The organism is Infirmifilum lucidum (genome assembly GCF_014876775.1).
GTDB lineage: Archaea > Thermoproteota > Thermoprotei > Thermofilales > Thermofilaceae > Thermofilum > Thermofilum lucidum.
The window spans coordinates 1,074,716-1,100,655 of sequence record NZ_CP062310.1 but is presented as its reverse complement, the minus strand read 5'-3'; the positions used below and the strand labels follow the sequence as shown (position 1 = coordinate 1,100,655).

Below are 25,940 nucleotides of genomic sequence, written 5' to 3'. Positions count from 1 at the left end.
TTTAAAAACTTTTAGGCTTGGCCATCAAGACTCAAAGTTAACTATCCGAAGGTCTGTCACACCAAAATACCGGGATAGTAGGAGCTTCGCCCTAGCGGCATTCCTACCGTTCCTACCTATGGCGAGCCCGATCTGATCGCGCGGAACAGAAGCGACCACGACTTTTCTGCCCCCCTCGTTCTTAACGGACACATCTACGACTCTTGCAGGGTACAGAGTGTTCCTTGTTAGCTCCTCAATGCTCTGACCGTCCTCGACTATCTCGACGTCGCGTTTAAACATCTCCCTTAGTATGCGCACTTTCGTGCCACTTCTACCTACAGCGAGGCCTGCAAGGCCCTTATCCACAACAAAGATTAACCTATTAAATTGAGGATCTAGAATACAGTCCTTGGGGGGAATGTTTGTTACCTGCTCAAAGAGGCTCATCATTTGAAGTTCTTCGTTGGTAAGCCTTCTGTTGCTTGTACTTGAGCTCATGTGGCTCCCTGTGCGTACAGCAAGATGTTACTTTCACCGGGGTCGATTATCGCTATTGAGGATACGAGGAAAGGCTTGTTGCAAGCAGCGCCAAGCTCGCGACTACTCCCATTGAAGACATAGACGGGTATTTGAGCCAGAGAAGCGTAATATTTTATTTCCTCCGAGATGACTGCTGGGGCATTCCGCGCCAGTACTACCAGTTTGGCTCTGCCGCTTACTACTGCCTTCAAAGTGCTCCGATACCCTAGCGTGGCCTTCCCAGTTTTCAGGGCTGTCTGCAACTCTCTCACGAAATCAGCACTACTCATTTATTTCCACCCTCATCCTTACTAAATTCTGAGTACCTCATTTTAAGCTTAACAGCTCCAGTGCCAATCGGGATAGGCTTGCTTTCAATTATAACGTTTTCTATTACTCCTTTGAGCTCGTCCACCTCCCCTCTCATGGCCGCCTCGACGAGGTTCTTGACCGTGACTTCGAAGCTTGCACGCGCCAGTATGCTTCCCTTTTCTCCGGCTACACCGTGGCGCCCTACTTGGCGTACCTTCCCGGTGTACGTCATGGCGTCGGCGACCATTAGGATGTGGCGATAGTCGACGTCTAGGCCGTGCTCGTCTAGAACTTTCTTTATCTCGTTTATTATCGCGGCACGGGCAGCCTCTATTCCGAGAACTTCGTATATCTCGATAACATTGTTTGTCCTCGTTCTCCTGGCGTCAACCCCTTCAAGTGAAAGGACGGCCTGGAAGTTGCTTCCCTCCGTTAGAATGACGTATTCTTTTAAGCTTCCATTCTCGTCCCTAATGGGCTTGACTATAGCATGCCTTATGCCTTTTATGCCTTTAACCCTCAAGTTGAGGACTCTATCATACATACGCCGGAATTTGATGAGATCCTCTAGCCCCGTGTAGAATGTTATCGTATACCCGTCCTCCGAGACTTCAATTCTGCCCTTCTTGCCTTTTACCTTGCTTAGAGCCTTTACAACGTCATCAACAGTAACATCCCTGTTCTCTAGCATTTCCGGGTCGAGTTCTAGGATGATGCTTTTCTCATAGTAATCCATTACAATACTCTTGCAAAGAGTCTCTACGGTTGTCAGCTCTATTTCCCTCGCAAGCCGTAGCGCCTCTTGTTCATTCTTGGCTATCTCAGGTTCAAGGTATATCTCCATAAGAGGAGTAGAGGGTTCTCGTCGTAGATCTACTATCTCGATCAGCCTCGGTAGCCCTAGTGTAACATTGAGTTCTCGGACACCGGCGAAGTGGAAAGTTCTTAGAGTCATCTGCGTAGCAGGCTCTCCAATGGATTGGGCAGCAACCATCCCAACTGCTTCTCCAGGGGCAACAAGGCTCGAAAGGTACCTCCTAATGGCCTCTTGTATAACGGCAAGAGCCTCTTCACGGCTAAGCCCATACTGTCTTATCTTCTCGAACAGCTCCCGGCGTAACGAGTATGGGAGGGTGTCGTGGTATTTCTCGATCTCGCTCCAAAGCTCATCCTCAGATATAGGCTCCCTCACTACACTTCACCCCTGAGTGCGACCACCCTCTTAACTAGTTTTTCAACATCAACGGGCTTGCCGTGATCACTCCTGGCCGGGTCTACTCCGTCCTCTCCATACCGGAATTGAATCACTATCCCCTCACTGTTGCGTACTGTTCCGTCGTACGCCACGTAAAAGTCCTGTATCGCACTCTGCAGGCGCCTGTACATGTATCCGCTCTGGGCAGTCCTAACGGCAGTATCTACTAGACCCTCCCTACCAGATATCGCGTGGAAGAAGAACTCTACCGGTGAAAGCCCCTTCCTAAAGCTGCTGTACACATAACCTTTAGAGAGAGGCGATAGATCACCCTTATCGAAGTACGGGAGCGTCCGCTCGGTATACCCGCGTTCTATCCTTTTACCCCTAACCGATTGTTGCCCTACGGTTGCAGCCATCTGTGTGAGGTTTAGCATGCTACCTCTCGCCCCAGTTTTTGCCATTATGACTGCATGGTTCTTCATTCCTAGAAATGCTCCAGCTACCTCGCCTGCTCTACTTCTAGCCTCAGCTAGCACGTTCATTATCAGATCCTCAAGCGTCTCTTTCCTAGTTTTCCCTGGCATGGGTTGCAGCTCGCCTCTTCTGTACTGTTCTATTAGATTAAGAACCCTTTCCTCCGCGTCTTGCAAGACCTTCCTAATCTCGCTCTCTGCTTCAAGTGGTATCTCGACGCTATCTACACCCATCGTAAAACCGTGCATGTCTAGGTAGACAACAAACATCTTGAAGAGCCCATCCATGAGCTCCTTAGCTTTCTCAACACCGTACTCGCGGACAATCTCATGAAGCACGGTTCCGTGTTTTTCTGCTCCTACAGCCTGTTTGTCAAAGACACCTAGCAGTAATTTGCCCTTTTTTATCAGTATGAAGCCATCATTCTCGCAATACTCTTGATCACATTTACCCGATGCTGGAGCCACAGTAGCTCTACCGATATAGTCCATGTCGCTTGGAAGGAAGAGACTTACAAGTTGCTTTCCCGTCCAGTAAGGGCCAGGCTTTAGGATGGCCGGCTCGGGTAGTGGCCCTTTATAGTTAGCACTGTACAAGAGTAATAACGCCTTGTGCTTGTCGAAAATGGCGTCCTTCCTGGTTAAGAGGTATGCTCCGGTTATGTAGTCGTGTATTGCACCTACTATTGGGGCACCGTATCTAGGCGTCATTATGTGCTCCTGCACCAGCATTAGGGTTCGCGCTTCTGCTTGCGCCTCCTCGTTCTGTGGGACGTGCAAGTTCATCTCGTCGCCATCGAAGTCAGCGTTGTATGGAATCGTCACCAAGAGGTTTAGCCTGAAGGTCTTATAGGGTAGAACTTTTACGACGTGCGCCATTATCGACATTCTGTGTAGAGACGGCTGTCTGTTGAACAGGACAATGTCGCCATCTTGTAGGTGCCTCTCGACAATATAGCCTGGCTTCAGCGACTGCGCGATCTCCTCCCTATATTTAGCGTAACGTAGGTCTATCCTTGACCCATCGGGCCGGATTATGTAGTTGGCCCCGGGCCAAGTCTCCGGGCCATTTATTACAAGTTTCTTCAACTTCTCGATGTTCCACGGAGTGACTTTCTCGGGAACAGTGAGTATTTTCGCGATCTCTATTGGGACGCCTACCTCGTTTATACTGAGGTTCGGGTCTGGAGATATAACCGTCCTCGCTGAGAAGTCTACGCGCTTGCCCGCTAGACTGCCTCTAAAGCGGCCCTCCTTCCCCTTCAGTCTCTGCGCCAGTGTCCTTAGCGGGCGTCCAGATCTATGCTTAGCTGGGGGGTTCGCGGGCAATTCGTTGTTGAAATACGTTGCAACGTGGTACTGCAGGAGTCCCCAGAGATCTTCGATGATTAGGGGTGGAGAGCCGGTTTCAATGCTCTCCTTTAACCTCTGGTTAACCCGCACGATGTCTACAAGCTTGTGAGTAAGATCGTCTTCAGATCTATCTCCCGACTCAAGAGTTATTGAGGGCCTGACAGACGGGGGGACAACTGGTAGGACTCTTAAGACCATCCATTCGGGTCTCGCTTCCTTTGGGTCTAGCCCCAGGATCTCTAGGTCTTCGTCGGGGATCCTCTCGAGACGTTCTCTTACTTCCAGAGGTGTAAGTTTGATTAAGCCGCCTTCTCGCTCTTCGTAAAACGTGTAGGGCTTCTCTAGCTTAATCTTGTACTGGACTCTACCGCAGTGAGGGCACTTCTGCGCTTTTGCCGCTTCCTTCATTACGGCCTGCGCGTACTTATACCTCAGCGAGGGCCAGTGTTTTGCAACAGTATTCATTCTCTTCTTCCAAATCTCTATTTTCTCCTGGGGTATCTTTACTCTGCCACAGTGCCTGCACGTAGCCTTTAAAATGCTGGCTATATACGGTGCAAACTCCGGGTGAATAACTGGCCTGGCTAGTTCTATGTAGCCGAAGTGTCCAGGGCAATTGACGGCTCTGTTCCCACAAGTCTGGCATACTGTACCTGGTTCAATCGACCCCAATCTTCTATCCATTAGTCCTCCAGGTATCGGAAAACCCTCCTCGTCGTACAACTCGGAAGTTTCAATACGCATTACAGCGAGCTTCCTAATTAGGTCAGGTGATAGTATACCGAATTTTACTCCAGCCACAACTTTAGATGCGCTCATCTACCACCACCTCATGCCGTTATTTTATCCTTGAGAATGAGGCGAACCGCTATCCCTAAACCCGTTAGCTCTTGGAGAAGAAGCTTGAACGCGTATGAAACTTCAACTGGGTGTAGCCTCCCCTTTTCACCGCAGACTGGGCACACAGGCATATTCCTCCTAGCATCATACCATCCCACGAAGCCACAGTTTTCGCAAACCCATATGGTAGTCCTGTCAGAACTCTCTAGAAGGCGCTCACGCAACAATAGTGCGGCTCCATGACCCACCAGGCAGTCCTTCTCCATTTCACCAAACCTAAGACCACCTTCACGGGCTCTACCCTCTGTGGGTTGCCTGGTTAGTATCTGAACCCTACCACGTGCACGCGCATGCATTTTGTCTGCTACTAGGTGGTGTAACTTCTCGTAGAATACTACTCCTATAAATATCTCGGCTTCCAACTTCTCGCCAGTTACTCCATTATACAGGACTTCTTTCCCGTCGCTCCTGAAACCATAGCTCCTCAAAATCTCTCGTATCTCGTCAAGGCTTGGAGCCTCAAAGGCTGTTGCATCAATGCGCCTACCCGAGAGAGCTGCAGCCTTTCCAGTTATCGTCTCTAGTAATTGGCCAACAGTCATCCGTGAAGGTATAGCATGCGGGTTTATTATGAGGTCGGGCGTAATCCCATCCTCGGTGAAGGGCATGTCTTCCTGGGAGACTAGAAGACCTACCACGCCCTTCTGCCCATGCCTCGAAGCGAATTTATCGCCTATCTCAGTGGGTCTCAAATCCCTTACTCTTACTTTCACGAGCTTCACGCCCTCAGGGCTCTCCATTATCAACACTCGATCTACTATCCCCCGTTCACCATGCCTCAGAGTAATCGAAGTGTCCTTCCTCTTGGTTAGAATTCTAGGCTCATATGTTCCGGTGTAGAATCTCGGTGGGCTTGTCCTACCTATTACCACCTGTCCGCCTTTGAGTTCGCTCTCCACGTGTGCAATGCCATCCAATTCATCGAGAGCATCGTAGGCTTCGATGGGTTTAAGGTCTAAGAGCTCTTGCTCAGGTTTAGGTTTCTCAAACCTATCCTCCATACCGCCGGGATATCTACGTTCATCAGCCTCGTATGTGCGGAAGAATACCGAGCGCGTCATCCCGCGCTCTACAGCTGCCTTGTTTATTATCACAGCGTCTTGGATGTTATAACCTCCGCCTGTTAGAACAGCTACAACCATGTTCGTTCCGTAGGGCAGGTTGTCTATTGGTAGCAGGTCATAAATCTTGGTCTTTACTAGTGGTTTCTGGGGATAATACATTACATGCATTCTAGGATCCATACGAAGCCTGTAGTTTAGGGCAGGTATCCCGAGAGACTGTTTAGCCATAGCCGCTTGGTATGAGTTCCTGGGAGACTGGTTGTACTCAATGAATGGTATGGTCATTGCTATAACCCCTAGGATGGCTGCAGGGTGTATTTCGAGGTGTGTATGTCTAGGAGTTAACTTTTCTGGGGAATCTGCTATTAACGCGTTCTCCTCTTCTTCTGCATCTAAGTATTCTACAATACCGTTCTGGATCAGGTCGCTCCACGTCCAAATACCTTCGCGAAGCATCCTTATATGCTGTGGCCTGAGCTTGGGCTCCCCATTCTCCACAACAATAAGCGGCCTCCTAATCCTCCCAGCATCACAGTTCACATAAACCTCCTGTATATCCCCTCTCTTGTAAATCGCCACATTTATCTCGTGACTAATTCTCCCCTGTCTCCTCAGATTCCTCAGGGTTGATACGAGTAAATCGCCATCCTCCACGAAACCAATTAGCCGCCCGTTAAGGTACACGCGCGCTCCCTTGACGTTTACACCCAAGGCTCTCTCCAGTGGGACGACATTTAGCCGGGAAACTAAGAGGTCATAAACCTCTTTTTCATCGTAGCCGTTTGAGAGAGTGGCCAGAAGGGCTAAATTCTTTACAAGGCCACAGTTCTGTCCCTCAGGCGACTCTACTGGACATAGCCTGCCCCACTGCGTGGGGTGCAGTTCACGTGCTTCAAAGTGGGGCTGGGTTCTAGAGAGAGGCGACACGACTCTCCTCAGATGGGAGAGTGTCGAGAGGTAGTTTGTTCTGTCGAGAATCTGGCTGACGCCTGTCCTCCCGCCAACCCAATTGCCGGTGGCTAGGGCGTGTTTCAGCTTGTCTGTAATTATGTCCGGCCTAACAATACTTATCAAGTTTATCTCGCGACCCTTCGTCATGTGACGTTCTAGAGAGTACGTCATCTCGCGTACAAGCTGTCTAAACGCAGCTCTAAAGACCTGTGCTATGAGCTCTCCAGCATGGCGTAACCGCTTATTAGCAAGATGGTCTTTATCATCTGGCTCTCTGAGGCCTAGCTTCAATTCTAGCAGTCTGGAAACCATTTGCCCTACAAAGTAAGCCTTTGCTAGGCGTGCAGATTTCGTGCGCCCAATATGCGGGAGGAAGTTCTCGTCCAGTACCTGCTCGGCTCGTGCAATCCTCACATCTTTGGGCTGGCCTATAGCCACACGTGATCCGATGTAGTCTAGTGCCTCCTCTACTGTTGGTGCAATCTTTGACTGCTCGAGTATTACCGGGAAAAACTCGCGCTGAACTTCTTCGTTGTTACTTATAGCATATACAATGTCTCTGTCTTTTTGAAGTCCGAGGGCTCTCATTAGAACAACTACTGGAATCCTTTGAGGGACTTGTGGAAAACTAACGTAAATCATGCCATCCTTTGTTCTCTCAACGCTGACCGGCACTCTATACCCTGCAGCAACAGAGAAAACCTTTGCTGTATGTGTAACAGAGCTACTGGCACCGCCATGGTCTACTAAAACCCTGTTCACAGATAGATCCTCCTGCATTACTATAACTCTCTCAGAGCCGTTGATAATGAAGTACCCACCGGGGTCGTGGGGGTCTTCGCCAAGCTTAATCAAATCCTCCTCAGAGGTTATGCGGGAGAGAACGCACTTGCTACTCCGAACCATGATAGGCAACATTCCAATGAAAACTTTCTCTGTCTTCCTTTCCTCTCCGTCTACGTACAGCGTCATGTTTAGGTATAGCGGTGCAGCATACGTGATATTCCGCAGTCGGGCAATCATTGGAGTTAATGTTATTTCAGACCCGTCAGCTTCCTTGAAGACTGGCTCGCCCACCTCGATTTTGCCGAACCTTATCTCGACGCCGTATGCATCGAGTTTTATACCTCCGGCTTCGTTTACTATCTCCTGTAAACCTCTTTCTAGGAAGATATTGAAGGAGTCTAGGTGTTGCCTCACTAGCCCAAGTTCTTTTACATATGCTTCCACGAGCTCCCAGCGATCCTCATGGCTTAACATTGCTTTCGCCACCGGGATCACCCGGGAACAACTAGACGTAGAGCTACAGCCTCACCTGCAGTCGGGCTCTTCCTTATAACCATTATTACATCTCCGGGTTTAGCTCCCAGAGCTTTAGCGACAGGATCTGTAGAATAGATCCAGGGTAGTTCAGTTTTGCGGAGCCCAATTATTCTGAGTAGTTTTTTGGCTTCATCCCGCGAGAGTAGGATGTGCTTCGGTACGAGTTCATGTTCTAGAACATTAAATTTACGAGGCATAACAACTCACTTTTAGACTAAAAACAAGCCTTGAAGCCTCCTTTTTAAATATTTCGTATGGGAGTAATGCCCTTAGGAACCTATTATTAGCTGTGGGTACAATCCTCCCGAATGGGGTTAGAGTATAGCTAGGGGAGACATGTTTTTAGCAATCTTTTTCTACCAGCCCCTCTCAAGGGCTTAGAGGTGGATGGCGTGGTGAGTTCAGGGCAGGCACCGAGGGAGGTCACGCTTGACGACATTACCGAGTTGTGCGCCAGGAGGGGGTTCTTCTTCCAGACAGGTAAAATCTATGGTGGGCTCGCCGGTTTCTACGATTATGGCCCCCTAGGCGTTGAGCTGATGAAGAATGTACTTGACGACTGGTGGTGGTACTTCGTAGAAAGAAGGGAGGACATGTACGGGATTAGCGGTAGTATAATCACTCACCCCAAAGTGTGGGAGGCTAGTGGGCACGTCGATAGCTTTATCGACTTTATAGTGACGTGCCAGAAGTGTGGAGCTGAGTACAGGGCTGACCACCTGCTCGAAGACAGGGGGATAAAGATAACCCAGTACACACCAGAGGAATTGAAAAACCTCATCCGCGTAAATAACATCCGCTGTCCAGCCTGTGGTGGAGAGCTCAGCGACCCAAAGGCTTTCAACTTAATGTTCTCGTCGACCCTAGGTCCCAAGAAAGACGTCCCGTTCACGGTCTACCTCAGACCCGAAACTGCACAGCTGATATTTGTGAACTTCAAGAACATAGTTTTCAGCATGGGCGCAACGCTCCCATTTGGCGTGGCCCAGTACGGGAAAGCCTTCAGGAACGAGATCTCGCCGCGAAACTTCCTTTTCAGGCTGCGCGAGTTTATACAAATGGAGATCGAGTACTTTGTAAACCCAAAGAAACTCAACGAGTGCCCCTATTTTGACGAAGTGAAGAATGTTGAGATTAGTCTCCTCTCTGCAGAGGATCAGGAGAGGGGTGTCGAGCAAGCCAGGAGAGTTAGGATAGAGGATGCTGTTGAGACGGGTCTCATAGGCTCCAAGTGGCACGCATACTGGGTTGCAGAGTCTCTTAGATGGCTCTGGCGTATTGGTTTATCACCGGAGAAGCTAAGAGTAAGAGAGCATGTGAAAACAGAGCTAGCACACTATGCCAAGCAAACATTCGACATTGAGTACTATTTTCCGTATATGGGCTGGAAGGAAATAGAGGGGATTTCAAATAGGAGTGACTACGACCTGCAGAGGCACCAGGAGTTTAGCGGGGAGCCTCTACACATTATAGACAGTGGAGAGAAAATTGTCCCCTATGTTATTGAGCCTTCTTTTGGTCTAGAGAGAATAATACTTGCTATTTTGACTGAAGCATTCACGGTAGAGAAAAATAGAATTTACCTTAGTCTTAAACCGCGGATAGCCCCCTACAAAGTTGCTATCTTCCCGTTAGTCAAGCGAGACGGACTGGACAGGCTGGCCAGAGAAATCTACAATGAAATTAGAGAGCATATAAGAGCCTACTACGATGATGATGGTAGCATTGGAAAGCGTTACGCTAAAGCAGACGAGATAGGTGTCCCGTTTTGCGTGACTGTTGACGGGCAAAGCCTCCAGGACAGCACAGTAACCGTACGCTACCGCGACACAAGACAGCAAGTTAGAGTTCATAGAGAAGACCTCCTTGATTTTCTCTTAAAAGAAATACGCTCCAATTAGAGAAAAGTTAATATCCAAATCTGCAGTTGCTAGAAAGCAGCGGGCCGGTAGCTCAGCCAGGAAGAGCGACGGTTTGCCTAGCTCTGCTAGGTGGGTCGAGGCTTTTAACCCGTAGGTCCCGGGTTCAAATCCCGGCCGGCCCGTGTTTTTATTTTTCATAAAAGAAGATCTATGACGTTCTGCTCTACGCGTTCGATGGAAGCCATGACACTCTTCTTTTATTTTTTCAAAAGCCGAACTCTTCGGCGAAGTTTTCTAGCAAAGCGCCTGGCTCCTCGATATAAAGCCCTGCATGTTTATGGTTTTCTGCTCGAGACAAACCTCACCTTGTTCTTGGGTTTCCTGCCCATTAGCCTTATTTCAAACTCATCCTGTAAGCCTTAGAAAGCGTTTTAACGCTGGGTATTAAGGGCATATTTGATGATGAATGACTTGCCGTCTGAGTAGTACTGCTATGAGGAGCGGCAGTCAGTCTGAAAAAGGCTTTTATTCTTGAGTTTCTGTATAGAGGCAGGGCCCGTCGTCTAGCGGTTAGGATGTCGCCCTCACAAGACTAATATACTGAGCCGCCTGAGAGCGGCGGAGGTCCCGGGTTCGAATCCCGGCGGGCCCATATTCTCTCCCACTTTAACTGGCTAGCTGTGTTTAGTCGGCGTGCCTGCAGGGTGGGGGCATTCTAGCGAAAAACTGATAAATGCCTAGTGCTGTGTTTTCTCCAGCCCCGGTAGCTCAGACTGGTGGAGCGTCGGCCTTGTAAGGCTTAGAGTAACAGGGGGTTCGAGAAAGCCGAAGGTCCCGGGTTCAAATCCCGGCCGGGGCTTAACTCTTTCTATTCTTAGCTAATCAACATATTGACTCTGTGCCCTGCCTCTACACTTACAGTGGAGAGGGGTGGCGCCTCTCTTCTTCTATGCGGAAATGCTTAATAATTAGGGCTATACTGAGTACTCGTGTCTTCGACTAGTGTTCACTTCAAAGCAAAAGTAACGCTTATCCAGACTATTGATGCTCCGTTCGGGGAGAGAATGGTGAAAATAGAGTTGACGGAGGAAAGGGAAGTTCCCGAGCCTATTTTCATCCGATCCACAGACAGCGAAATAAGCAGAGAAATAGCACCAATTATCTCGCAGATCATGAAAATGCTTCCCGGCGCCTCGCCTGGAGTATTGAGAGTGCCAAGAGTGACTATAATGCTGTCCGAGGACGAGTGGGAAAAATTCGTTACAAAGCCGAGTATTGGCGATTTCTTCGAAGTTATAATTACGAACGAAAGAATAGAATTGAAGGGAGAGGGCTAGGGAGGGTTCAACTTTAAATACTTTATCGGTATCTCCTGGAACCTGCCCTCCGGCGTCCACCTGACGATTATTATGGGCAACACACCCATTTCTAACTCTTTTTCTGCTATTCTAATAGAGTCCAGATTCTCCACCCCCTCTAGGGGGATAAGCACTGGTGCACCCAGCGAAATCTGCAGAGCTCTAATGCCTACTATTCGAGCTTTTTCAAAACGTGTCAGCCACGGTGGGCCGATTTTTACCTGAAACTGTCTCTGTCGTAGTACATTATTACCAGACATAAACGGGTAAAACAAGAGAAAGAGTATTTAAATTTTTTTAGAACGACTCAATCAACTCATTTCTAGTCAAATTCCGATTCTCCTTTTTCTCCTTTCTCTTTACCTTTCTCCTTACCCTTTGGAGGCTGTGCCGCAATGATGTCGTCTATTCTCAGGATCATTATTGCAGCTTCTGTAGCAGACTTGAGCACCTGTTTCTTGACGATAGCAGGCTCTATGATCCCAGCTTTGAGCATGTCCTCTATTTTACCGGTGTACGCATTGATGCCAGCCCACTTCTCGCCCTTAGAGTGTAGACGCTTGAGGTCTGCAAGTATGTCTATGGGCTCTACGCCCGAGTTTTGCGCTAATATGGCAACGAGGTTCTCTAAAGCCTCCGCGTACTTCATTACGGCAAGTTGCTCCTTGCTTGGCAACGTCCTAGCGAAATCTCTTAGCCTCATTGCAAGCTCGATCTCGACGGCGCCGCCTCCAGCTACAATCTTTGGCTCCTGGATTACATTTCTTATTACGCTCAATCCGTCGTGTATTGCTCTCTCGGCCTCGTCAACTATGTGCTCAGCGCCGCCTCTCACTAGTATTGTCACGCTCTTGGGGTTGGGGCAGCCCTCGACGAACACCATCTTCTCGTCTGCTACTTTCCTCTCCTCCACGAGCTCCGCCGTGCCCAGTGCCTCGGGCGTGACGTCCTCGACTCTAGTCAGTATCTTCGCGCCAGTAGCCCTGGCGAGCTTCTCCATGTCGCTCTTCTTCACCCTCCTAACAGCCAGAATACCAGCCTTAGCCAAGTAGTACTGGGCAACGTCGTCAATACCCTTCTGGCAGAAGACAACATTAGCACCACTCTCCTTAATCTTCTCCACTTTCTTGCGGAGTATTTCAGCCTCCTGATCCAGGAACATCTTCAGCTGTTCGGGTGTTGTAACGTTTATTTTAGCAGTCCACTCTGGCTTCTCTATCTCCAGTGGGGCGTCTAGCAGGGCGATCTTCGCTTTCTCAACCCTCTTGGGCATAGCGGGGTGGACAACCTCCTTGTCGAGCACTATGCCTTTCACTAGGATAGTCTCGGTTATGCTCTCGCCCTTCTTCTTCTCTACCTTGATGTCGTCGAGGCTGAGCTTGTAGCTCCCATCTCTCTTCTCTACGACTTGAAGAGCGGCGTCTACCATGATCTTCGAGAGGAACTCCCTGAATTCCGCAACTACTTTACTCGAAAGAGCTGTTTGGGCAATCTTCTCGAGCACGCTCCTGTCGAGGGGGTCAACTTTCTCAGCAACCTCGTCTATTATCCTTGTAGCCTCTACGAGGGCTTTCTCGAATCCCTCAGTGATCACTGCTGGGTGCACATCCTCGTCGAGAAGCTCTTCCGCCGCGCTTAAAAGCTGTCCTGCCAGAACAACTACGCTCGTTGTGCCATCTCCAACTTCGTCATCCTGAGCCTTTGCCACCTCCACGAGCATTTTCGCCGCAGGGTGCTGGACTTCCATTTCTTTTAGTATTGTAGCCCCGTCACCCGTTATTGTAGCATTGCCGAAAGAATCTACTAGTAGCTTGTCCATCCCTCTAGGCCCTAGCGAGCTCGCTAGAGCTTCAGCTATCACTCTAGCAGCGTAGATGTTGGCCTTGCGGGCATCCCTACCCGTGGTTCTCTGTGTACCCTCCTTTAGTATTAGAACGGGAATTTGAGCCGTTGGCTGGGCCATTAAACTCACCCTCTAGCGTCTCAAGAAAAACATCGCTTCTATAAAAACTTTGCTTTAGGGAAGAAATAAATAACCAAGTGAGGTATCTTGAGCCCGTGCAGGGAGAAGGTAAAGAGAGAGTTATTCGGGAAAACGCTACGCTCATCATAGCACTACTTGCTACAGTGATGTTCATTTTCTCCCTGAACTACTTACTCAGAACGCAGGTTCCCCTAGCCGTGGTATCGAGTTGGTCCATGGAGCCGACTCTCCACGTAGGAGACATCGTCATAGTAGTCGGTTCAGAGTCGTACTCTGTAGGCGACATCGTGGTATACGAGTCTCCTTCCGGCCTAATTGTTCACAGAATAGTTGGAATAGTAGGAGATGCTTACGTAACAAAGGGCGATGCGAATCCTTTTCCTGATAGCACCCACCCGTCACTTACATCCATCAAGGGTAAAGTTGTGTTCGTAATACCGTATATTGGTGCTATCAAACTTGCTTTTGAGAGTTTGGTTAGAGGGTAGAGCACTCTCGGGCTAATTCACGTGCGTTCTCAGGCTAGTTATAAACTAAGCATTTATATACCCAATAACAGTATTTATAAGGCTGGAAAACGGGGTGGTTACAATTACAAAACAGCCTGTATATGAAATACAGAACGTCGTAGCCTCGGTTACTCTGAACCAGCGGCTAGACCTAGAGAGGATAGCAGAACGCATACCCCATGCAGAATATAGCCCGGAACATCCCAGGTCTCCGGACCTGGGATCCGAGAGTTCCCGGGGCTAGTGCTACGGCTAAATAGGCCTAAGACAGCTACACTGATATTCTCTAGCGGAAAGATGGTGTGCACTGGTGCGAAATCTGAAGCCGAGGTCAGAAAAGCTGTGGGCAGTATAATTAAGCTCCTAAAGCAGCATGGCATCGAGATCAAGAACGAGCCCATCGTGGAAGTACAGAATATTGTTGCTAGTGCGAATCTGAGAGTAGGCGTGGATCTTGAGAGAGCAGCTTTCCTGCTCGAAAATGCGATGTACGAGCCAGAGCAATTCCCAGGCTTAATATACAGGATGTCGGAGCCAAAAGTCGTCTTGTTAATTTTCAGCAGTGGGAAAGTAGTGTGCACTGGTGCCAAGAAAGAAGAAGAAGTCAAGGAGGCTGTCGAGAAGATCTACAACATCCTTAAAGAACGGGGAGTCCTCCTAGAAGAGGAGTAGCCTGAGCAACAAAGATAAGAAAACCTTTTGTTTCTCTGAAGTCGGGGGTGCACTCATACGGCAACGAAGGAGTATGTAATCAGGGAGGCACGCTACGAGGATTTGAGCGATGTTATAAAAATAAACAAGGAGGTCTTACCGGAAAACTACCCAGCATTTTACTTTGAGTTACACCTGAAGAACTTCGGCAGAGCTTTCCTAGTAGCAGAGATAAACGGTAAAGTCGTCGGATACATCATGTGTAGAGTAGAGTACGATACGCTGTACACTAATCCTAATAGAGTTGGAAAGCGAGGACACATAATCTCGATAGCAGTCCTCCCCTATGCTCAAGGGAAAGGTATTGGGACAGAACTTATGACGAGAGCCCTAGAAAGCATGAAGAAGTACTACGGGGCAGAAGAATACTATCTTGAAGTGCGTGTTAGCAACGAAGTTGCCCTCAGGCTCTACAAAAAACTCGGATTTAGTGTTGTTAAAGTCCTACCCGGATATTATCTCGACGGTGAAGACGCATACTTGATGGCCAGGCCCGCCTAAACTCTTGTAATCGTATCGGTCTGTGAACTATAGACTGCGATTTGTGTCCAATTATACCCCGCCGGGGTCTTAATTACAGCCCATATTGCGTAGTCTCCTGCTGCTCTGTCTCCTGTTTGGTCTAGTGCTGTGTTCCCTGTTACTCCGTAGTAGTGCTGGGCGATTGTCGGGAGTGCCCTGGCTATCGCCTCGCCGCTGTACTGGCCTGTAGCCATCACAGACAAGGCTATAAGCCAGGCAGCGTCGTAGGCGTTCATTGCGTAGGAGTGGGGATATTCCTTGAATCTAGACTTGAACTTTTCAATGAATTGTAACTGTTGTGGGTTACTTGCTGGTTGGAAAATTGTGCAAGGAAGTCCTCCCAAGGCTACTAGTTGCTCGCCAACCTGGTCTGATAGCTTTGTTGACAAGGCCACGCCGTCTGTCCCGAACCACTTGAGCTTTGACAGTGTTGGGTTTTGTGCTGCGGCCTGTACTACTCTTATGCCGTCGTCCTCGAAGCTTATGAGTACTACTGCTGTCGCCGGGCCTAGCTTCGAGGCTATGTCCGCGAGCCTGGCTACTTCGCCTGAGACGTCCTGGGCGTTGGGGTCGTAGGCTACGCCCTCCACTCTGCCCCCGAGCTCCCTGAACCTGGCGGAGAACGCGTCGAACAGCCCCTTGCCCCAGGCGTCGTTCCTGTATATCACGGCCGCGCCCCTAAAGCCGCTGTCGAAGACGAGCCTAGCAAGAGCACGCCCCTGGTAAGCGTCGTTAGGCACAACACGGAAAATATAGTCGCCGGCAATGGAGAGCGAGATTGCCGTAGAGCCTACACTAACCACCACTATCTTGTTCGCGTCTGCAAACTGCTTGACTTGGCTCACCTCACTACTCGCTTCAAGACCAGTCACGGCCTGTACTCCTTGTGCTGCTAGTGCCTGTATTTTCGCCCTGGCCTGCTCGGGGTTTGTGCCAGTGTCCTCTACGACGAGCCTGAACCTGAAGGGCGACCCAACTTGCTCGGCGAAGGCGTTTATGTCCTCAACAGCGAGCTCGAGAGCACGCTGGTCTCTCTTCCCATATGATTCCAAGTCCCCCGTAAGTTCCACTAAGGCCCCAATAGGTACTGTGACTGTCTTCTGAGGGGCTACCTTTTGTTGGGACGGTATAGAGAGGAAATACCCTAGAGAGACTCCTACGAGAAGGCCGACGAGAAAAACAGCCACTAGCCTTATACTGTCTCTCTGTACTATGCTCTTGGCGTTGTTTCTTTGCTTTGCTGTCACGAGGCGATTTGGACAGTGCCTTTTTTAAAGGTGGTGATACTTTTGCTTTCTAGCAGGATGCACAGTCAGGCGCAGGTAAATTAACATTTTAGTAAAACTTATAGTGAGGCAAGCACGCTTCTCAAGCAAAAAGGTTATAACTGTTTAGCTCATTCCGGTGACCTGGGGTATCTATGCCTATTAGAGACCCTGAGAAACTCCAGCTAGCTCTGGATCACCACTTTAAGGTAAAGATATGTAGAAAATGTAATGCGCGCAATCCCTGGGAAGCTGAAAGGTGTCGCAGGTGTCACAGCCGCGACCTTAGGCCTAAGCGGTACAAGAAGTAGAACGTTTTCTATTTATTTCTCCGGGTGCTTATATTCAAATTAGTGCAGTAGTATGGGGCGCGTTAGCAAAGGGGTAAAATGCTCCGTAGAGGGTTGCGATAGAGACGCTGTAAGATCAATATCGCTTGAAAACTTTAAGAAGAGCAACTCCCCCTTTAAGCTGAAGGAGGGCTCTAAGAGAGTATACCTCTGTAAGGAGCACTACAAGGAGTACAAGCGGAACTACAGGAAGAGCGCGTGGAAAGTGGAGCGGTTCAGCTGGTGAGACTGTGCTGTACCTATTCTCTGTTAGGTATTCCGGAGCAGAAGGAAGAGCCGTAATGTACTTCTACGACGATGAGGGCGGAACATTGAGGGCTGTTCCTGACCACAGCGGGCATAAACCCTACCTTCTGACAGAACTTCCACCAGAAGAACTCCTAGAGAAGTACCCCGAGGTAGTGCGACACCCGGGCTTTAATAAACTCGACGTAGTCGAAAAGTACGACGCGCTAAGCGACCGCTGGGTTAAGATGACAAAGGTAGAGGCTCTAGACCCATTGTCAATCGGGGGGTCTCCTAAAAGCATCCGCGAGGTATTAAGAGGGCACACTTGGGAGTCAAAGATCAAGTATCACCACTGCTACATCTACGACAGGCAATTGATTCCAGGCATGCCCTACGTGCTGACAAACGGAGAGCCTAAGCCCGTTGAAGTAGAGGTTCCAGAGAGTATTAGGAGGCTTGTCAAGAGTCTGAGCGAGGACAAGATCCAAGAGGAGGAAATGCTCGAGTGGGCCAGGTTGCTGAATGCTCCGATACCCAAGATCCGGAGGATAGCTATAGACATCGAAGTCGAGTCTGAAGCTTTTAGAGTTCCCAGCCCTAAACTGGCAGAGGACAGGGTCATTGCAGTTTCCTACTACTCTTCCGACGGTAAGAGAGGGGTTCTGCTTCTGAGGAGGCGGAGTGAAGATGAGGAAAAATCCATAAACATCCCAGGTGCAGAAGTCAGGTTCTTCGACAATGAAAAGGATCTCCTACACGCTGTATTCACTCTCCTCGACAGCTACCCCGTCGTCCTGACATTTAACGGCGACAATTTCGACCTCCCCTATTTATACAGTAGGGCATTAAAGCTGGGTTTTAAGAAAGAGAACGTGCCTATAGTATGGAGTGAAAAAGCCGAGTATGCAGAGCTCCGCAACTCAATACACATCGACCTCTACAAATTCTTCACCAACAAGTCGATGAAGGTGTATGCTTTCGGGAACAAGTACAGGGAAGGGCAAACCCTCGACGAAATAGCTCTAGCACTCCTGGGCAAAGGTAAAGTTAAGCATGAGGATACGATCCCGGAGATGAGTTATGAGAAGCTAGCCGAGTATAGCTTCCGGGACGCTGAGCTAACGTACGAGCTTACAGCGTTCAGCGACGACTTGGTAATGAAGCTGATAATCCTGATGATGAGAATTTCAAAGCTACCGATGGAAGACCTAACACGGCACAATATTTCTGCCTGGATACGCAACATGTTTTATTTTGAACACAGGCAGAGGGGATGGCTCATACCTAACCCCGAAGAGATAATCCAACAAAAGGGAGAGACTTCAACGAAAGCCATCATTAAGGGCAAAAAGTACCTCGGAGCCATAGTCATAGACCCCATACCCGGCGTGTACTTCAACGTTTTAGTCGTAGATTTCGCCAGCCTGTACCCGAGCGTGATCAAAACAGGTAACCTAAGTTACGAGACGGTTCGGTGCCCCCACGAGGAATGCAAGAAGAACATTGTGCCCGGAACGACCCACTGGGTCTGTACGAGGAAAAAAGGCATGATGTCATCACTCATTGGCATCCTTAGAGACCTACGTGTATATGTATACAAGAAGGTAGCCAAAGAGAGCAAGGACGATGAAGAAAAACAACAATACGAGGTGATCCAGTCAGCGCTAAAAGTATTCCTGAATGCAAGCTACGGCGTATTCGGCTCAGAGGCCTTCCCGCTCTACTGCCCACCAGTAGCTGAGAGCACTACAGCGCTAGGCAGGTACGCAATTTTGAAAACCATGCGTAGAGCCGTAGATCTAGGGATACCAGTCCTTTACGGGGACACAGATAGCCTCTTCCTGTGGAACCCCACGCAAGAACAACTCGAGAAACTCCTCCAGTCTATCCTGGATGAGTTGAGAATAGACCTCAGCATAGACAAGGAGTACAAATGGGTTGTATTCAGCGAGAGGAAGAAGAACTACCTGGGGGCTCTCAAGGACGGAAGAGTAGACGTTAAAGGCCTTGTAGGGAAGAAGAGGAATACTCCAGACTTTATAAAGAACCTGTTTACAGACATTACATCCGCTCTCTCCCAGGCCGAGAACATTACGTCCTTCGAGGAGAGCATCGAGAAGATAAGAGAAGATATAAAGAGAGCAATAAGACTCCTAAAGGAAGGAGAGATACCACTAGACCAGTTAGCCTTCAACGTTGTTCTTACCAAAGACTTAGAGGAGTACAACAAGACAACACCGCAGCACAAGAAAGCCGCCCAGCAGCTCCTAATGGAGTACCGGAAACTGTACGGTAGCGTACCAATGAGCGTCACCAGGGGAAGCCTTGTCAGCTACATAAAAACTAGGGACAAGCAGGGCGTGAAGCACTTGCAACTAGCGAGAATCGATGAAGTAGATGTTGAGAAGTATTTGGAAGTCATGAAGACAACACTGGAGCAAGTCCTAGACGCGCTAGAAATCAGCTTCGATGAGCTACTGGGAGTCTCGCCAATAGACGAGTTCCTCAGACCCCAACAGAAATAGCAGAAACTATCCTAAAGCCTCCTCAATTTTCCTCCGCGCGGACTCAAAGTCCGGTTGTGTACCAACTACTGGAACCTTCGTCAGCACGTGTTTAACCCGCCCATCATCGTACAATATAAAGACTTGTGGGATATCTGCTCCCCCAAGCTCGTCCTTCTCTCCATACTTGGTTAGGAAAACGTAATCTTCCTCTCTCTCTTCGAATTCTAACCCCCTGGTTGCGGCTACTTCCTGGCATATCTTCTTTAACTTGTCGTTAAAACTAGCCCAGGACGCGCCGACAAACACTATTTTCACAGGTTTTCCCATTTTTTGTTCACCACAACGCAGGAACTATTGCCTCAACCTCTATTTATACCCTCTGTTAACCCCTGTCTTACTAGCCTCACTGTTTCAGTGAGAACGCGGGGGCAAACCCTCTGACGTTAACACAGGCAGCGTCGTCGCGGCCGCTCGGAAAGCGGCTGTAGTCGGTTCGGGCTCGAAAAGCGAGCTCTCTCATGTGTTGAGTAATGCGAGAAAACCTTACTCCTCTTCTTTCAGCACGTCACTGATGCTTTTTACCTCCCCGCCCTTCTTGTACACAATCTTTGTCTCGAGCCTAATTGGGAGACCAATTTCACTAAACACCCAGTAGACTGTCTCTGCATCCATTCCACCCCGGAGACGACCCAAGTAGTACAGTCTTCCAAGCTTCTCACCCACTTTCCTGGCAGTTTCACCGTACTGTTTGATCGCCTTTTCAAACATGAGCTTACCATCCTCTGTTAAATGCTCCATGAAAAGCGCGTAGTAGTCTGGCTCAGCTCTTTTGACCTCCTTCTCTAGCATTTTCCTCTGTATTTCTAGCAGCATTCTCCTCTTAATCATCTCAAGGTCAGCATCACTGCCCATATGTACCCTACCCCATTCTCTGAATAAAGAATTTAATTGTTTACGCCTATATCTATACAGGCCGGGTGGCAACGAGGTCGCCGCTCGAGGCGCTTGCGGGCACGCTATGAAAAGCGGCAACCCACACCCGGCACACTAGCCCCACTTCTGGCACTCCTCCTTCCTGCCCATCTACACGGCCGTAACCACCATCGTTGGTTACATGATTCTCGTGCTGGTGACTTTAACGGCAGAGATCATAGGTAATAACCACTGGGCTGTCCCGCCACATGTGTAAAGAAGGTACACAGCAATAGACTTTTTTACAAAAAACGTCCCGGTTAAAATTGGTAAAAAAAAGTGGGCCGGCCGGGATTTGAACCCGGGACCCCCCGGTTATCAGCCGGATGCTCTACCTGGCTGAGCCACCGGCCCCTGTCATACCTCCAGACTAGACCGGGAATATAACTTTTGCGCAATTTAAAATTATTCGCTCCACAATGCTTCACAAAAAACGGCCAGCCGGTTGAAATACGCAAAAATACGCCCCGGCCGGGATTCGAACCCGGGATCTGCGGCTCTCTGTCGAGACTTAGCCCGTCGACAGGCCGCCACTCCAGGACTAGGTCTTCCTGGGCCACTAGACGACCGGGGCTCTAGTGATGATTCCATGGGGGTGCTTAAAAAGTTTTGGCTCTGGACAATATGCGTAATAGGGCCGGCTTCCCGTGAACTCTTGTTTCCATTTTTGTTGTACTAGAGGGCTACTCTTGGCGATTTTCGGCTCAGAGTCAGGCGAGATGTGAAGAGCGGGAGACGGCAGTTATGCCTAGAGAAAGATTTATGTTGACTTTTAACTCTTCAGTAGTGAAGAGGGCCGGTAGCTCAGCAAGGTAGAGCGGCGGTCGATTAAAGGTAGGCCGAGGCTCCAGACCCGTAGTCGTAGTGTGCGCGCCCTCGCCGTAGGGCGTCGCTGCTCGGCGGAAGTCCGGGGTTCAAGTCCCCGCCGGCCCATAATTTTTTCATTTTAACCGGGTAACCGTTTTTTGAAAAATGGGCTTGTTAGCCTGCGTCAGTTCTAGATGTCTAGTGAGAAGGAGCGGCCTTCCCCCGCCGTGGAGTCCGTCCTCTTAGAGAGCCTGTCACGAGCTCAAAACGTTCAGCTTTCAGGAGAGTGTATCTAGCCTGAGCTCGCCGCCGACGTTGGTGGCATTAGCCACCTGGCCCTTCACGGAAGGCGTGTAGGTGGGCGGGGCTTGTACCGCAGGCGTACGGGTTACTTAGCCTGCTGAGACACATTGAGGGCCAGGAGGGGCTCCTCGCTACAACACTACTCTACACTGGTGGCACAGATGACACGCTACGGGCACTGCGCTGGAAAAACCACACTGTGCCAGCTCCCTCTACAGGAGGCTCCTGTCTGCGTGAACTGCAGGATATCGAGAGTTTCCAGGGTTCAGATTCCCGCTTGCTATTCTTGAATACTCTAGTTCCTAGAAGGGCATTTAGGTGCCTTCAATTATGTGTTTTAGGATTGTTTCATTTGGATAGCGCTGGGACGTTGTTGTGAAAATAACTCTGAGTCGAGTGCTGGTGTTTTTGAGTCCCTCTACGAGATCCCGCCTGATGTCCCTAGCGGCCTTACTAGAATGGATGGCTATAGTCCTGCCATCGATGTAGCCACTCTTCCTTATGACTAGTGAGCGAGAGTCTGTAAAGAGAAGGCCAGGCGACCCTTTGGCAGTAAAGTAGTCGAAGAGTCCTGTGCCCGGTATGAGCAGTATTACTACGAGTAGGTGCCCCCTGTGTAGAGAGTCTTTGAGCTCCTCCGATAACTCGCTAGCGGACTTTGTTGCCGAGACGCCTAGTATGCAGTCTCCCCGTGGCGTAAGTGATTTGTCCTTCGTTATCTCGAGAGTAGATCTGTGCGTAGCCCTTATGTTTGGGTGCCCATAGGCTTCTAGCTCGTCTGTCGCAACAATGCCATCGATCAAGAGGCTAGAACCCGAACCAGCTTTCTAATGACGCCTGTTTGAAGAATGTCTTGTAAGCCTTCTCTAGCCTCTCGAGGGCGTTTTCCACCCTGTTTATAGAGAACTGGTGTTCGTCGACTAGGAACTTTATCACCTTCTCTTTGTCCGGCTCCCTCCACTGTAGCGAATAGTTCTCCGTAACCTCGGGCTCGAGGAAAAGTTGCATGATCACGTCTGGAGGAGTTTCGAACTCCCAGGGTATAGCCTTGAAGACTTTTACAGGGTCGCCGAGCTCCTTGACGAGCTTTAGTGCTTTCTTAACGCCATAGCCCTTGACACCTCCAGGGTTGTAATCTGTACCTACTAGTATGCCTATGACTACTAGCTGTTCACGTGTTATGCCGTGAAAAGACAATAGTTCCTCGAGTTCGACAACTTCAGGCTTCACCTCCACGTATACTTCCTTTCTCGGCAACTTCCTCTTCCCTGTAATCGCTAGATTGCGGACAAGCCTAACTGACCCAAAGAGAAGCGAGTCGTAATCCTGGCTTCCCGACGCCCACACATCGCCTCTCCGCGTCATGAACGCGGCTTGAGCCTCACCCTCGCTGGGTGCCTGAACAAAGGGTATACCCATGTATGTTAAGAGCTTTTTAGCGTCTTCTACCATAGAACTCGTAAGCCGACTTGTCTGCTGGGCGTATATGCGGGCTTCTTCTAAATCGCCCCTCTCAAGGGCTTCTAGGTACCTCTTTTCAGCCTCGGCTTTCACCTGCTGCCGCCTCTCAAGTTCTCTGAGCTTTACTTCTGGCGGTTTACCGTCAAAGACATAGACAGGTCTAATGCCATTCTCTACGTAATTGATTGTCCTATAGAAGAGCCCATTAAGGTGGCTGGTGATGTTCCCCTGGGCGTCCATGAGTGGAGTTCCATCTTTCTGCCTGATCGTCGCTAGAAACTGGTAGAGGCTGTTGTAAGCATCTATAGCTACAGCCTTGCCCGTAAGCAAGTTTAGCTCGACTTCCCTAGCAACCGGTTCAACGAGCTCCTTTATGTCAACCCCCACCTCCTTCACCCTGGTGCTGCTTTTCCCGCAAGTTTCCCTGGATTAATTGCACCGCCCTCAAACCCTTCTTAATGTAAGACACTCTTACGAACCCACGTATCTCAAGAATCAGGAGTATTCTGTTGAATTCTTTAAAAGTAAATTCTAAACCATTCTTGGATTCTAACGACCTGGCAATACTTTCGTAGAGTTCTTTTTCGTTAGCCTGACCACCTCTTCGCTGCAGCTCATCTAAGATGAGAGGAATAACCCTGCTCATCACTGTCACACGTAGAACCCTGTCACAGTTAGTTGCTGTTTCGAAACCCTCCTCGCCCTCTCGTTCCAGGACTCGTAGAACTTTATGATGTCTGGCGTAAGAGACGGACGAACCTTCTTTAAAGCTTCCTCGAAGTGTCTCATGTAGACCTTCGTAGTATTGACGTCCTCCCTCAGAGCTATAAGCCCAGCTTCGCGCACCAAGACTTCAATGTCTGCTCCCGTGTATCCTTCTGTCCTCCTCGCTAGTTCTGCTAGGTCTACGTCTTCTGCTAGCGGCATCCTCCTCGTGTGCACTCTGAATATCTCGAGCCTGGCCTTCTCGTCGGGTGGCGGGACGTAGATGAGCCTGTCGAACCTCCCGGGCCTGAGGAGCGCGGGGTCGATTATGTCCGGCCTGTTCGTAGCAGCAACAACGACAACACCCTCAAGCCTCTCAAGGCCATCCATCTCAGTTAAAAGCTGGCTGACGACGCGTTCTGTCACTCCAGAATCTGATGAAACAAGGCCTCTCATTGGTGCCAGGGCATCTATCTCATCGATAAATATAACGCTTGGAGCCACCTGCCTTGCCTTTCTAAAGAGCTCTCTTATCGCTCTCTCGCTCTCGCCGACCCACTTGCTGAAGATCTCAGGCCCTTTTATGCTAACAAAGTTTGCCTCGCTCTCCGTGGCAACAGCCTTGGCGAGCAGAGTCTTGCCAGTACCCGGAGGGCCGTAGAGCAAGATGCCCTTAGGCGGGTCTATGCCAAGCCTCCCAAAAGACTCTGGGTATTTAAGAGGCCACTCGACGGCCTCGCGCAGCTGCTGCTTAACGTCCTCAAGCCCACCTATGTCGTCCCACCTCACACTAGGTACTTCGACTTCTATCTCCCTTAAAGCGCTCGGGGTAATCTCCCTGTAGGCGTTGAGGAAGTCTTCCATCTCAACCTCGATTGTCTCTAGAACCTCTAGCGGTATCTCTTCCTTCTCCAGGTCTATCCTAGGCAAGACTCTTCGCAAAGCCTTCATAGCCGCCTCTCGGCATAGAGCTGCAAGGTCTGCCCCAACGTAGCCATGAGTCATTTCTGCAAGCTTCTCGAGGTCAACGTTCTTAGCGAGCGGCATACTGCGGGTGTGAACCTTGAGAATCTCAAGCCTCCCGCGCTTGTCAGGTATCCCGATCTCAATTTCCCTGTCGAATCTCCCAGGACGCCTTAGAGCAGGGTCAAGCGCGTTGGGCCTGTTTGTGGCGCCGATAACAATTACATCCCCCCTGGCCTCTAAGCCGTCCATTAGTGCTAGGAGCTGTGCTACTACTCTCTTCTCGACTTCGCCTGTGACTTCCTCCCTCTTCGGGGCTATGGCGTCTATCTCGTCGATGAATATGATGGCCGGGGCGTGCTCCTTTGCTTCCTCGAATATCTCGCGGAGCCTCTGCTCGCTCTCGCCGTAGAACTTGCTCATTATCTCAGGGCCATTTATGGCAATGAAGTAGGCATCGGTCTCGTTGGCGACAGCCTTGGCGAGCAGAGTCTTGCCAGTACCCGGAGGGCCGTAGAGCAAGATGCCCTTAGGCGGGTCTATGCCAAGCCTCTTGAAGAGCTCGGGGTGCTTGAGTGGGAGCTCTACCATCTCCCTGATCTTCTGCTTTGCCTCCTCAAGGTCGCCTATGTCGTCGTAGGTTACTCGAGGTATCCTGCCAACGTCTACTGGCCTTTCAAGGATCTTGAGCTGCGTCTTCTCAGTAACCACCACAACGCCTTTTGGCTTTATGCTGACAACGTTGAAGTGAATCACCTGCCCAAGTACAGGAATCTGTATGATGTCCCCCTCTATGATAGGCCTGTCTAGGAGCCTCTTCTTGACGTACGCGACAAAGTTTTCGTCAACAGCTAATGTCATTGACACTGGCGCTAACCTAACCGTCAGAGCAGGTTTTACTTCGGCTTTTCTGACTTTCACCCTGTCCCCTATGCTCACACCGGCGTTCTTCCTAGTCCATCCATCCATGCGAATAATACCCTTCCCCTTGTCTTCAGCATAGCCTGGCCATGCAATAGCAACAGTCTTCCTCTTACCCTCGATCTCCACTACGTCGCCAGCACTTATGCCCAGAGCCTCCATGGCGTCTTCATCTATCCTAACTCTGCCCCTCCCCGCCTCGTGTTGGCGGACTTCGTAGACTTTCAACTCAATCTCGTTTGGCTTCTCCTCGCTACTCACGCAACACCACCAAAAGTAGCTACATCCACTAACACAAAAGGGCATATAAAAACTCTGTCACTTGCCTTGCATCCTATCCTGATCTGGGGTTACTGGATAACTGCAGTCTTGGACTTTCACACAGAGTTGCTGTAGCGGCGCATAGGCTTGGAGAGCAAAGCTTATAGCCTATGAAC

The 25,940-nt window shown here is 49.7% G+C and carries 22 protein-coding genes, 6 tRNA genes and 1 pseudogene; 12 read left to right on the top strand and 17 right to left on the bottom strand.

Annotated features, from left to right (window positions below):
* Window positions 1-24 precede the first annotated feature (24 nt).
* Genes IG193_RS06185 through IG193_RS06160 form a run of 6 tightly spaced genes read right to left on the bottom strand, consistent with a single transcriptional unit; the run spans window position 25 to window position 8,272 of the window.
* Window positions 25-480 carry a NusA-like transcription termination signal-binding factor gene (locus IG193_RS06185; protein WP_192818317.1) on the bottom strand — a complete coding sequence of 152 codons (456 nt, stop codon included), beginning with the start codon at window positions 478-480 and terminating at the stop codon, window positions 25-27.
* Entirely contained in the window at window positions 477-791 is a 315-nt protein-coding gene (locus IG193_RS06180; RefSeq protein ID WP_192818316.1) for a 50S ribosomal protein L30e, read from the bottom strand. The genes IG193_RS06185 and IG193_RS06180 overlap by 4 nt, the downstream gene beginning before the upstream one ends.
* Window positions 788-2,005, bottom strand: a complete 1,218-nt coding sequence (gene rpoA2 / locus IG193_RS06175; protein ID WP_192818315.1) for a DNA-directed RNA polymerase subunit A'' — start codon at window positions 2,003-2,005, stop codon at window positions 788-790. The genes IG193_RS06180 and rpoA2 overlap by 4 nt, the downstream gene beginning before the upstream one ends.
* Window positions 2,005-4,656 carry a DNA-directed RNA polymerase subunit A' gene (gene rpoA1 / locus IG193_RS06170; RefSeq protein WP_192818314.1) on the bottom strand — a complete coding sequence of 884 codons (2,652 nt, stop codon included), beginning with the start codon at window positions 4,654-4,656 and terminating at the stop codon, window positions 2,005-2,007. The genes rpoA2 and rpoA1 overlap by 1 nt, the downstream gene beginning before the upstream one ends.
* Before the next feature lie 11 nt (window positions 4,657-4,667).
* Window positions 4,668-8,012 carry a DNA-directed RNA polymerase subunit B gene (locus tag IG193_RS06165; RefSeq protein WP_192819753.1) on the bottom strand — a complete coding sequence of 1,115 codons (3,345 nt, stop codon included), beginning with the start codon at window positions 8,010-8,012 and terminating at the stop codon, window positions 4,668-4,670.
* 17 nt (window positions 8,013-8,029) lie between these two features.
* Window positions 8,030-8,272 carry a DNA-directed RNA polymerase subunit H gene (locus tag IG193_RS06160; protein WP_192818313.1) on the bottom strand — a complete coding sequence of 81 codons (243 nt, stop codon included), beginning with the start codon at window positions 8,270-8,272 and terminating at the stop codon, window positions 8,030-8,032.
* Between the two features lie 195 nt (window positions 8,273-8,467).
* Here IG193_RS06160 and IG193_RS06155 point away from each other — a divergent pair, with 195 nt between their 5' ends.
* From IG193_RS06155 to IG193_RS06135, 5 genes are all read left to right on the top strand, one after another.
* Complete coding sequence (locus IG193_RS06155) at window positions 8,468-9,976, top strand: glycine--tRNA ligase (protein WP_192818312.1); 1,509 nt, start codon at window positions 8,468-8,470, stop codon at window positions 9,974-9,976.
* 41 nt (window positions 9,977-10,017) lie between these two features.
* Window positions 10,018-10,119 (top strand) — tRNA-Lys (locus IG193_RS06150).
* Window positions 10,120-10,489: 370 nt separating this feature from the next.
* Window positions 10,490-10,589, top strand: a tRNA-Val gene (locus tag IG193_RS06145).
* A gap of 105 nt (window positions 10,590-10,694) precedes the next feature.
* Window positions 10,695-10,796: transfer RNA gene (locus tag IG193_RS06140), tRNA-Thr, on the top strand.
* A gap of 130 nt (window positions 10,797-10,926) precedes the next feature.
* The gene (locus tag IG193_RS06135; RefSeq protein ID WP_192818311.1) at window positions 10,927-11,274 is read left to right on the top strand and encodes an arcadin 1; all 348 of its coding nucleotides are present in this window, start codon (window positions 10,927-10,929) and stop codon (window positions 11,272-11,274) included.
* Here IG193_RS06135 and IG193_RS06130 read toward each other — a convergent pair.
* Complete coding sequence (locus tag IG193_RS06130; protein WP_192818310.1) at window positions 11,271-11,555, bottom strand: DNA-directed RNA polymerase subunit K; 285 nt, start codon at window positions 11,553-11,555, stop codon at window positions 11,271-11,273. The genes IG193_RS06135 and IG193_RS06130 overlap by 4 nt on opposite strands.
* A 62-nt stretch (window positions 11,556-11,617) precedes the next feature.
* Complete coding sequence (thsA, locus tag IG193_RS06125) at window positions 11,618-13,258, bottom strand: thermosome subunit alpha (protein ID WP_192818309.1); 1,641 nt, start codon at window positions 13,256-13,258, stop codon at window positions 11,618-11,620.
* A 77-nt stretch (window positions 13,259-13,335) separates the two neighbouring features.
* On the opposite strand from thsA, the gene IG193_RS06120 reads away from it, so the two are divergent.
* The 3 genes and pseudogenes from IG193_RS06120 (at window position 13,336) to rimI (ending at window position 15,000) form a co-directional block, all read left to right on the top strand.
* Complete coding sequence (locus IG193_RS06120) at window positions 13,336-13,767, top strand: signal peptidase I (RefSeq protein ID WP_192818308.1); 432 nt, start codon at window positions 13,336-13,338, stop codon at window positions 13,765-13,767.
* A gap of 103 nt (window positions 13,768-13,870) precedes the next feature.
* Window positions 13,871-14,460, top strand: a pseudogene (locus IG193_RS09255) (TATA-box-binding protein).
* 78 nt (window positions 14,461-14,538) lie between these two features.
* Complete coding sequence (gene rimI, locus IG193_RS06105; RefSeq protein ID WP_192819752.1) at window positions 14,539-15,000, top strand: ribosomal protein S18-alanine N-acetyltransferase; 462 nt, start codon at window positions 14,539-14,541, stop codon at window positions 14,998-15,000.
* On the opposite strand, the gene IG193_RS06100 is transcribed toward rimI, so the two are convergent.
* Window positions 14,997-16,268, bottom strand: coding sequence for an ABC transporter substrate-binding protein (locus IG193_RS06100; RefSeq protein WP_192818305.1), 1,272 nt, complete (start codon window positions 16,266-16,268; stop codon window positions 14,997-14,999). The two genes, rimI and IG193_RS06100, sit on opposite strands and share 4 nt — an antisense overlap.
* Window positions 16,269-16,441: 173 nt before the next feature.
* Here IG193_RS06100 and IG193_RS06095 point away from each other — a divergent pair, with 173 nt between their 5' ends.
* Genes IG193_RS06095 through IG193_RS06085 form a run of 3 tightly spaced genes read left to right on the top strand, consistent with a single transcriptional unit; the run spans window position 16,442 to window position 19,389 of the window.
* Entirely contained in the window at window positions 16,442-16,597 is a 156-nt protein-coding gene (locus IG193_RS06095) for a 50S ribosomal protein L40e (protein WP_192818304.1), read from the top strand.
* A 52-nt stretch (window positions 16,598-16,649) separates the two neighbouring features.
* On the top strand, window positions 16,650-16,862 hold the full coding sequence (locus IG193_RS06090; protein WP_192818303.1) for a hypothetical protein: 213 nt from the start codon (window positions 16,650-16,652) through the stop codon (window positions 16,860-16,862).
* 4 nt (window positions 16,863-16,866) lie between these two features.
* Window positions 16,867-19,389: a DNA-directed DNA polymerase I gene (locus IG193_RS06085; RefSeq protein WP_192818302.1), complete on the top strand. Its 2,523-nt coding sequence runs from the start codon at window positions 16,867-16,869 to the stop codon at window positions 19,387-19,389.
* 6 nt (window positions 19,390-19,395) lie between these two features.
* Here IG193_RS06085 and IG193_RS06080 read toward each other — a convergent pair whose 3' ends face one another.
* The 4 genes from IG193_RS06080 to IG193_RS06065 all read right to left on the bottom strand — a co-directional run bounded on the left by IG193_RS06080 (window position 19,396) and on the right by IG193_RS06065 (window position 20,917).
* Window positions 19,396-19,698, bottom strand: a complete 303-nt coding sequence (locus IG193_RS06080) for a hypothetical protein (protein ID WP_192818301.1) — start codon at window positions 19,696-19,698, stop codon at window positions 19,396-19,398.
* Between the two features lie 216 nt (window positions 19,699-19,914).
* A complete protein-coding gene (locus IG193_RS06075; RefSeq protein ID WP_192818300.1) occupies window positions 19,915-20,283 on the bottom strand; it encodes a hypothetical protein in 369 nt (122 codons plus the stop codon).
* Window positions 20,284-20,623: 340 nt separating this feature from the next.
* Window positions 20,624-20,697, bottom strand: a tRNA-Ile gene (locus IG193_RS06070).
* A 109-nt stretch (window positions 20,698-20,806) separates the two neighbouring features.
* Window positions 20,807-20,917 (bottom strand) — tRNA-Asp (locus IG193_RS06065).
* Window positions 20,918-21,136: 219 nt separating this feature from the next.
* Between IG193_RS06065 and IG193_RS06060 the strand changes: the two genes are divergently transcribed.
* Window positions 21,137-21,276, top strand: a tRNA-Trp gene (locus IG193_RS06060).
* 491 nt (window positions 21,277-21,767) lie between these two features.
* Here the strand turns inward: IG193_RS06060 and IG193_RS06055 are convergent.
* The 4 genes from IG193_RS06055 to IG193_RS06040 are packed head-to-tail and all read right to left on the bottom strand — an operon-like array spanning window position 21,768 to window position 25,809.
* On the bottom strand, window positions 21,768-22,256 hold the full coding sequence (locus IG193_RS06055) for a DUF371 domain-containing protein (RefSeq protein WP_218042125.1): 489 nt from the start codon (window positions 22,254-22,256) through the stop codon (window positions 21,768-21,770).
* A gap of 4 nt (window positions 22,257-22,260) precedes the next feature.
* Entirely contained in the window at window positions 22,261-23,301 is a 1,041-nt protein-coding gene (gene fen / locus IG193_RS06050; RefSeq protein ID WP_192818299.1) for a flap endonuclease-1, read from the bottom strand.
* Entirely contained in the window at window positions 23,291-23,563 is a 273-nt protein-coding gene (locus IG193_RS06045) for a hypothetical protein (protein ID WP_192818298.1), read from the bottom strand. The genes fen and IG193_RS06045 overlap by 11 nt, the downstream gene beginning before the upstream one ends.
* 2 nt (window positions 23,564-23,565) lie before the next feature.
* On the bottom strand, window positions 23,566-25,809 hold the full coding sequence (locus tag IG193_RS06040; protein WP_404813128.1) for a CDC48 family AAA ATPase: 2,244 nt from the start codon (window positions 25,807-25,809) through the stop codon (window positions 23,566-23,568).
* Between the last annotated feature and the right edge of the window lie 131 nt (window positions 25,810-25,940).